This is a genomic window from Pedobacter sp. (assembly GCF_035317785.1).
Lineage (GTDB): Bacteria > Bacteroidota > Bacteroidia > Sphingobacteriales > Sphingobacteriaceae > Pedobacter.
Genome location: NZ_DATHGC010000233.1, coordinates 1 through 8,849 on the forward strand (window position 1 = coordinate 1; position 8,849 = coordinate 8,849).

9 protein-coding genes are annotated in these 8,849 nt (G+C 43.9%); 1 reads left to right on the forward strand and 8 read right to left on the reverse strand.

Annotated features, from left to right (window positions below; all coding sequences use genetic code 11):
- On the reverse strand, positions 1–683 hold a 683-nt coding region (locus VK541_RS14205), incomplete at its 3' end, for an alcohol dehydrogenase catalytic domain-containing protein (RefSeq protein WP_324370979.1).
- Positions 684–906: 223 nt separating this feature from the next.
- Here VK541_RS14205 and VK541_RS14210 point away from each other — a divergent pair.
- Complete coding sequence (locus VK541_RS14210; RefSeq protein WP_324370980.1) at positions 907–1,827, forward strand: AraC family transcriptional regulator; 921 nt, start codon at positions 907–909, stop codon at positions 1,825–1,827.
- A 3-nt stretch (positions 1,828–1,830) separates the two neighbouring features.
- Here VK541_RS14210 and VK541_RS14215 read toward each other — a convergent pair whose 3' ends face one another.
- The 7 genes from VK541_RS14215 to VK541_RS14245 form a co-directional block, all read right to left on the reverse strand.
- The gene (locus VK541_RS14215) at positions 1,831–2,523 is read right to left on the reverse strand and encodes a GDSL-type esterase/lipase family protein (protein WP_324370981.1); all 693 of its coding nucleotides are present in this window, start codon (positions 2,521–2,523) and stop codon (positions 1,831–1,833) included.
- An 11-nt stretch (positions 2,524–2,534) separates the two neighbouring features.
- Complete coding sequence (locus tag VK541_RS14220) at positions 2,535–3,221, reverse strand: SGNH/GDSL hydrolase family protein (RefSeq protein ID WP_324370982.1); 687 nt, start codon at positions 3,219–3,221, stop codon at positions 2,535–2,537.
- Between the two features lie 57 nt (positions 3,222–3,278).
- Complete coding sequence (locus tag VK541_RS14225) at positions 3,279–4,064, reverse strand: SDR family oxidoreductase (RefSeq protein ID WP_324370983.1); 786 nt, start codon at positions 4,062–4,064, stop codon at positions 3,279–3,281.
- Positions 4,065–4,082: 18 nt separating this feature from the next.
- Positions 4,083–4,865, reverse strand: coding sequence for an SDR family oxidoreductase (locus tag VK541_RS14230; RefSeq protein WP_324370984.1), 783 nt, complete (start codon positions 4,863–4,865; stop codon positions 4,083–4,085).
- Between the two features lies 1 nt (position 4,866).
- Entirely contained in the window at positions 4,867–5,787 is a 921-nt protein-coding gene (locus VK541_RS14235) for a Gfo/Idh/MocA family protein (RefSeq protein WP_324370985.1), read from the reverse strand.
- Between the two features lie 8 nt (positions 5,788–5,795).
- On the reverse strand, positions 5,796–6,824 hold the full coding sequence (locus VK541_RS14240) for a sialidase family protein (protein WP_324370986.1): 1,029 nt from the start codon (positions 6,822–6,824) through the stop codon (positions 5,796–5,798).
- A 90-nt stretch (positions 6,825–6,914) separates the two neighbouring features.
- On the reverse strand, positions 6,915–8,849 hold a 1,935-nt coding region (locus VK541_RS14245; protein ID WP_324370987.1), incomplete at its 5' end, for a discoidin domain-containing protein.

An 8,849-nucleotide genomic window follows, 5' to 3' on the forward strand; every position in this document is an offset into this window, starting at 1 on the left:
TTGATATCCGCAGCGATCACTGTACCCGCCCCTGAAGCGAGTGCACCCAGTAATGCAGAGAATCCAACCCCGCCCAGTCCTACAACCAATGCCGTCTGACCAATTTTTAAGGTTCCGGTATTTACCACCGCTCCTACGCCTGTTATTACCGCACAGCCGAACAGCGCAGCTATTTCATAAGGCACTTTTTCGGTTATTTTCACCAGAGATCTTCGTGATACTACTGCGTATTCTGCAAAAGCCGAGACACCAAGATGGTGGTTCACAAATTTCAGGTCCCGGTTTTTTAATCTTAGTCCGCCCCCCAGCAGGGTACCCTTGACATTTGCAGCAGCCCCCGGCTCACACAATGCGGGTCGTCCTGTCATACAGGGCATACAGTGCCCGCAGGTAGGGACGAACGAAAAAACGACGTGATCGCCTTGTTTCAAATCTTCCGTTCCCGGCCCGCATTCTACTACCTCTCCGGCAGCTTCATGGCCAAGGAGCATCGGCATGACCCTTGGTCTGCTGCCATCAATTACGGAAAGATCGGAATGACAAAGTCCAGCGGCATGGATCTTAACCAGCACCTCTCCGTATTCGGGCTTTGACAGGTGCAGCTCTTCTATAACGATTGGATTGGTTTCCCCGTACGGACGGTCATGGCCTGCTTCATAGAGCACGGCGGCTTTTATTTTCATGTAATATAGTATAGATGGTTATTTCACAGACCAGGCCTGTATTCTCGCATTTATATCGGTTTCTCTGCAATCAGCACCATTAATATCCAAAAGTAGAATTCAAAGCATCCGCATTAAGATACTTTTATTTGTTTTTCTAATACTATTATGCATATCTGATAATTAAATGATTTTATCCGTATATTTAAGATAAACAAATACTAACCACCAAATCAGAATATCAATGAAACCTGTAGAAATGCGCTTTGCCAAGGACTTTGATAAGTCTTTTGTAGTCTTCCGGGAAAACTGTAAGCATTTTCCATGTCCATGGCACTATCACCCTGAATACGAACTCGTGCTGGTCACTAAAAGCTCAGGCCGCAGAATGGTCGGAGATCATATAGGATATTTTGATGAGGGTGACCTGGTGATTATGGGCCCAACCCTGCCGCATGTTTGGGTCAATGACGACAAATATATCAACGGGCAGGCGGATTCACCGGCAGATGCCATTGTCATCCATTTTGTCGATGATTTTTTAGGAGAAGGTTTTTTTCAGATACCTGAGATGGAAAGCATTAAAAATTTTCTTGAATTGTCACATCATGGCGCTGTAATAAAAGGTGAGGCAAAAGACAAGGTCTCTGGGATAATGAAAGATATGCTAAACATGAACGGCATTCAGCGGCTGGCCTCTCTTATTTCTATTTTTGACATCATTGCCTCAAATTCTGAATATGAGTTGCTCGCCAGTCCGGGATTTGTAAGGAATTCACATTTAAGATGCTCTGACCGTTTTAGCAAGGTGACAGAATATATCATGAGGAATTTTAACAACGAGATTACACTGCCGGAGATTGCCTCTATCGCCAATATGGCAGTGACGACTTTTTGTAATTTCTTCAAAGAACAATACAGGATAACTTTTATAGAATACTTAAATAAGGTAAGGATAGGTTACGCCTGTAAGTTACTTTGTGAGAACAAACAAAATATTGTTGAAATAGCCTACGAGAGCGGATTCAACAACCTTGCTAATTTCAACAGGCAGTTCAAAAAATTAAAGAACATGACACCGAGTGATTACAGACGCGCATTGGAAACAGGCGATATATTGTATCAGGAACGTGCGCTGGAATCTTTAATCAGATCAGCAGGTTAGGATTTACCCGCTAAGATATTTCCCTTTTCTAAGTACAGAAACCCATACGTCGTAGCCTTGTTTATTCAGATGTACACCATCAAAAGTATATTTGGCTGGAAGATTGCCCGTATGATCGGCAAAAGCTGAATAAAGATCTATGACCGTGATATCATTACGTTTTGCCAGGTCTTTCAGTTTGGCATTAATCTCTATGATCCGTCCGTTTTTATAATGGTCCTTTAATTTCCCAAAGGAGCTATTTGTTGGAAGCATGGTTTGAAAGAAAATTTTCGTTTGAGGCGAGGCAGACTTGATCTGACTGATCATACGCTCATAGTTCCGGATAATGATGCTATCCGGAAAATTCCGGGCGATGTCGTTTATGCCTATCAGAATAAAGATGCTTACCGGATGGCCGCCCGTTACCTCATCAAGACGGTCAAGCAACCCAAAACTCGTATCGCCCGGTATACCTCTGTTTTTAATATGCGGCATTCCCAAAAGTTCCGGCCATTCGCCCCAAAAAGTAATGCTGTTACCTAAGAAAACGATGTCTTTAGGTGAATGTTTAAAAGATCTGTAAAGATCTACCCTGGAAGGATATATCTCGGGCCGGTAGGTGCTGTCCCATTTAATTTCCTGGGAAAGTCCGGCACGATAAAACAGCATGACCGTTAATACCGTCAACATCATTGTTTTGAGACTCATTTTCATCTTGAGGATAATTATTGCGTATCGAGCAATCTTTTCAGCACTGCCGGATAGCTGTTTCCATTTACAGTTCCCTGCCCATCCATCTTATAACCATAGGTGATGCTGTCACCAAAACAAACAATAGTTTTATTCAGGGGTTTCAACAGATTAACGAACTGATACACTGCAGTGCCAATTACACGATATCCGTTAACAGTAGGATGAACACCGTCATTTATTCCGCTGTTGGCCTCATTTTGAAAAAGATTGTCTTTTTCAGGGCCTGCGCCCCCGCATGCAGTAAGTATTTGATTCAGATCTATCAGCAGACATTTATTTTTAACAGCCAGCTGTTTGATGATCTTGTTCGCAGAATCAACAAGGGACTGCGGCCCCTTAACGCTATACATCGTCTTCGGTTGTCTCGCTATAATATATGGCGAGTATACCGGAGGTATCGTCATCAGCACAAGTGCGGATTTATTCTTTATCGTATTGATCAGCTGCTGATATCTATTTTTATATTCGGTTAAATTCAGCCGGTTACGTTCATTGAGCATATCATTCGTACCTACCATAAGTATGACCAGGTCCGGTGAGCTTTTCAATACGTCTTTATCCACCCTGCTTAGTAAATCAGCTGTATTATTGCCATTGATACCAGCATTTATGACCACTACAGAGTCTTTAATAACATTAGGCTTTACTTCCTGTACCATAAGCATACAAATCAAAATGCAGTATTTAAAAGCTCCTCTCATCTGTTGAAATTCAATTTACCAGCTGGTCCAGCCTCCGTCCACAAAGAGGTTTTGTCCGGTTATATACGATGCCGCATCCGACAGGAAAAAGGCGACCGCACCGGCGACCTCATCTTGCTTACCGACTCTTCCCATAGGCACCTTGTGTGCCAGCCGCGCTGTAAAGTCCGGACTTTTCGCCTGTCCTGCCGGACTTGGAAAAGGTCCGGGAGATATACAGTTGCACCTTATCCCTTTCTTTCCCCAGTGAACCGCCAGGTATCTCGTCATCTGGACAATACCAGCCTTACCCACACCATATTCAATGGGGTTGATGTTCATAGGCAGTTCGTATACACTGGGATCTGGCGATACCGATCCGTACATACTCGAAAACAGCACAATACTGCCTTTCCCCCTGGTTTCCATTTGGATCCCAACTTCACGGGCAAGTAAAAACGTCGCCGTCAGCCCCGTATGATTTACCTCATCAAAATCGGCTTCAGTAAGGTCTTCAAAATGTTTGGACGTTGATCCAAAAGTAAGGACCACCAGACCCTGGGGCACCCCCCGTTTTTTGATATGCTCAGCTACAAACGCTTTAACTTCATCGCCTTTTCGCACATCTAATGTCGCGGCAGTAATGTCCGGATCTGATATTCCCGTCACAAACTGATCTGCCCTGTCTTCCAGGTCCACACATAAAACTTTTGCACCCGCTTTCAATAAGAGCTCAGATGTTGCCTGGCCAAGGTAGCCAGCACCGCCAACAACCCAGATGTCCTTCCCCTTGAGCGTTAAGATTTCATTTGTCTTTTCCATGTATATTTCAATTAGCGCTCAGGCATTCAGCCCGCCATCCATTAGTATGTTTTCCCCATTAATATATGCCCCGGCCTGTGAAGCAAGCAGCACAATAAGCCCCTTTATATCATCATTATTGGCCATTCTTTTTAAGGGTACTTTTTTTGTGTAATTTTCAAGGAAACGTTCCGGCTGATTGTTAAACAAACCACCCGGACTGATACAGTTGACCCGAAGGTTTTTGCCTGCATAATGCTGGGCCATAAACCGGGTTAAATTGATCAGGCCCGCATTGTGGAAAAAGTAATCCGGCGGCAGGCTTTTAGGCATCTCTGTACCTTCGTAATTGGAATAATCCGGCCCAAACATCCCCATCATCGAACTGATGTTAATGATGCTCCCGCCATCTTCATTTTTGGAGATCAGATCTCCCAGCTCCCTGAGGATGTCCATCATTCCTGTCGCATTGACTTCCATAGACTGTGCAAAATGCTCGATAGGCGCATCATAGCTTTTCATCGTCCTGGCCACCGAATTGTTCACAAAACCATTAAGCTTGCCAAACCGGTCAATGATCTGCTGCTTCAGCGAGAGTACGGAATCATGGTTCCCCTGATCAACCACCATGGCATGCACATCGAGACCGGCGGACTGAAAATTTTTGGCTACAGCATCCAGGTTTTCTTTGTTTCGTGAGGCAATGATTACCGTAGCACCAGCCTCAGCCAGGCCTTCGGCAATGCATTTCCCATAATTGCCTGCCCCGCCTGATACCAGTACAACCTTTCCACTCAGATCAAATAATTCTTTAACATTCATCTTAGTCTATCCTAATTTTTTTACCGCCCTGCCTGGCGCTCTCATCACCCGCGATCAATGTTTTAATGATCTGCTCTGTTTTATAAAATTCCAGCCTTGGCTTTCCTTCCTGAACCGAGCGGATAAATTCAATGATGTTGTCCCTGAACATGGAATAGGAATTCCGGATGTCGACCAGCTTCCAGTTTTGCTGTCCGAACAGGCTCAGTTGAAATGTACCGCTGATGTCCATAAACAAATGTACGGTGGCTTGCAGGCCGCCTTCAAATTCAATCTTTACAATCGCCCCGTTTTCCGTGCCAACGTTAGTTGCGCTCAAAGGTTTGGGATCGTCCATGATTGAAAATATGGCTTCCAGCATGTGCACACCATACTTGATCCAGTCTTTCTTTCCGACAGCGGTAATTAATTCAATTTTACCAAGGGAACCCAGCTCATTTTTAGCGATCATGCATTCATTGGCATATCGCATCGACGAGCAGGACATGATAAACTTGCCTTTTGCTATTTCTGAAGCAAAATAATCCAGATCTTCCCTGTTGCTGCACAAAGGCTTATCGATAAACAACGGGATTCCCGCATCGATAAATGGCTTAGCCCATTCTTTATGATTTTCAGCATCATCTCTTGCCAGTATAACAGTATCGACATGACCGATCATCTCTTCCGGCGAATCCGTAACGTGCTCAATTCCGGCAGTCCTCGCGATGTGTTCTGAAACTGCTCTTTCCTGAGAATAGATATGAGTTACTTTCGCTGCCGGTAAACCGAGTGTTGCCTTGTTCGCGGTAAGATATGCAGCGACCGCCGGATAACCCAGTGCACTTATTTCCTCTCCATTAAATGTACCGTTGATGATGGCCGACCAGGAAGTCGGATGGGCATTTCCCGGACTCATCCCAATTATTCCTATATTTATCATTACAATTATTAATTAAACACAGTTAAAGGGATCTTTGCCAGATAGATTGATGTTTTACCTTCATGTGATGAATAATAGGAATACCAGATCTGCTTCTTATAGATGAGCATTCCGGGGTAACTCGTATCCCCGCCGCTTTGTTCAATCGGAATTGTTTTTAAAATTTTACCCTTTAAGTCGGTCATAAATATTGCCGATTTGTGTTTACTTAAATTTCTTTCTTCTTTCATATCTTCCGGATAATAACGGGATCCGATACAAAACGTAGTATCGTTTAAAAAAATAAAGTTTGGCCCACCCAGGCGCTGATCAAGTTTATTAAACTGCCAGCTGACATAAGGTGCCTCACTTGTAGCTAATATACCTTTTTTGTCGCCTTCTTCTCTTCTTATCAGCACATACATACGGTCATTTTTATCAAATCTTATGGTACATTCATTGGGACTTCCGTCAAGATCGATCTTAGTCACATTTTCAAAATATTTGCCATCATTGGTTTTCACCAGGTAAATGGCTCCCGGCTGGTAATTGATCGCATAGCCAATCCCTTTATTCCAGGTCACGCGCCATACCCAATCTGACTTTACAGCGATCTTAGGATCGATACCTGAAGCCACAGGTGCCGAAAATGTTTCGCCTCTTTTATCTGAATAAGATACAAATGGCTTGCGTGTATCCACTTTACCATCTTTATAAGTCTCCACATCAATCAATACCATGATCCGGTTATCAGGAGTAACAGACAACTTGGGGTCTCTCAGATCCATACCGTCCATACTAAATGAAGTCAGGCTTTGCCAGGTCTTACCGTCAGCAGATTTTATGACCCGTCCCGTCCCGCCTGGCCCCGACACATGGCCGGTCCCCTCTCTGAAAGTACAGTAGAATGAATTGTTAAATCTTATCAAATCAGTAAATGCACTATGCGGTGCCTGATCCCAGATTTTTTGAACTTCGATCTTTCCGGGATCTTCCAATGCTTTTTTTGTAGCGCATCCGGTAAATAAAAATATCAGCACTAAAAAGTAATATTTCATAAAAACAAGGTTAAGTCTCAAATTTCGGTTTATCAGGCCCCGCAGTGTACTATTTTCTTTTACATTTCTGGTATTATTATACAATATGGCCTACTGTTTTATGAGTTTGGCCCTTAGTGTATTTTTTCCCTGAGTTACCTGCACAATATACATTCCCTGGGCAAGATCCGCTATTGGCATTTCGTACTTATCTGTACTTCCTGTCACCGTAAATTCTACTTTTTTAACAACGGTTCCGGAAATATTAACTACCTGCACATACAGTTTCCCCTGTTCTGCATTAGACACGGTTAAACCCATGGTGCTTCCCGCCGGGTTTGGAGATAACCTGATCCCAAAAGAATTGAGCTGATCCAGATTTTTATCGGCCAGATTGCTTTTTACCGGTATTGATGAACTGGCAGCCTGTGCTGATCCTGGAATAGTACCATAAGGATATAAAACTACATCGTCAAACAGTGCTTCGTCGCCGATTGCACCACTTCCTCCGCTTGCGAACATAATACCATCCATAGTTGTGGCGCCCGCAGTTTGTTTTGTGGCATAGCCCGCAAAAGTACCATCAATATAAATAGCAGCGACATTTCCAGGGGCATCTGCCACCACTTTAACAGATCTCCAGGCATCTTTCGGTATTAACACATTCGTTCCGCTCAATAAAGCATTCCAGGTTCCGTTATTGTACTTTATCGTTCCATTGTTGGTTCCGGTTACCGGAAAAACAGCAATACGGAATACAGATGTAGTACCTGATTTTAAGCAAAACTGGACACAGCCGCTGGAAGCAAAACCTTTAATCTTCAGCTTAAATTCCATAACCTGTGCATCCGAGGCTGTATAGCCGGTCCTGCTAAGTTCCTTGTTTGTGGCATCTGCATCGTACATATACAGCGCCCGCTGACTTTGATATCCGGTAGGAAGTGGCGTAACCCCTTCACTCACCCAAAAGCCAGTGTTCAGCATCGTGTAGCTGTATGGTTTAACATTAAGGGCATAATCTTCAAAAGTATCTTCAGGACTGAACAGGCTGATTTCGTTGAGACCCACCCATCCCATACTGCTGGTCACATTTACCCTGACATATCTTGCCACGATGGAAGAAAAGGATGTATAATCAACTGTATAATGAACCGTCGTCCCGGGATAGGACTTTAATAATGTCCAGTTTATTCCATCCTGGGAATGTTCAATGGTGGCTCCCTGTGCCCTTCCATGAAGCAGGCTTACGGCAATTGCGTTGATCGTTTGATTTCGTTTGAGGTCTATCGTATAATATCCGCTTGATGCTTGTTTGAATGCACCGCTCCAATAATCAGTGCTGGCATCGTACGCACCGTGTACACCAGCTTCCGGATGTGTACCGTTTGTATAGGTCATATCGGTAATGAACTCAACCTGGCCCGGAGAAACTCTTTTCTTCAGATCTATGCGATTTCTGTAATTGGTAACGACATCGAACGTTGAAGACCAGATTGAAAATGGATTTGGAACGGGAGTCGGATCACCAGAATCGTAATAAGTATAAAGCGCACGATCAGAAAGCTGCATGAACCTGTTATTCCTTAACGGGAAAGCAGAAGTGTACCCGGAGCTTTTATTTTGAAAACCAGTCCCTGGTGTTGACTGATAAGTTACCGAATGTCCTACCCAGTTTGCCCCATCGTCAATTGAATAAGCAACGTGACAATTGCGCATGTTACCAGTGACATTATCTCCATAACTTAGCGCTAAAATACCATTAGGCATCCATTGCAAATACGGATCAACACCCTTATTTGCCGGAATATCCGGTACAGTAGCAGATGCACTCCAGGATGTGCCGTTACTGGCCGCAGAACTTATTTTATAGACCATTGAAGTATTCTCGACCCGCATGACGGCCAGAATGGATCCATTTTTACCGCGTGCTATTGTCGCTTCTCCGGCATTCTCCCGGATTGTACTTAAATAATTCCAGGTGTCCCCTCCGTTTGTCGACTTCATCAGCATCACACGCATAGACTCATAACTTCCATCAGGTTTTCG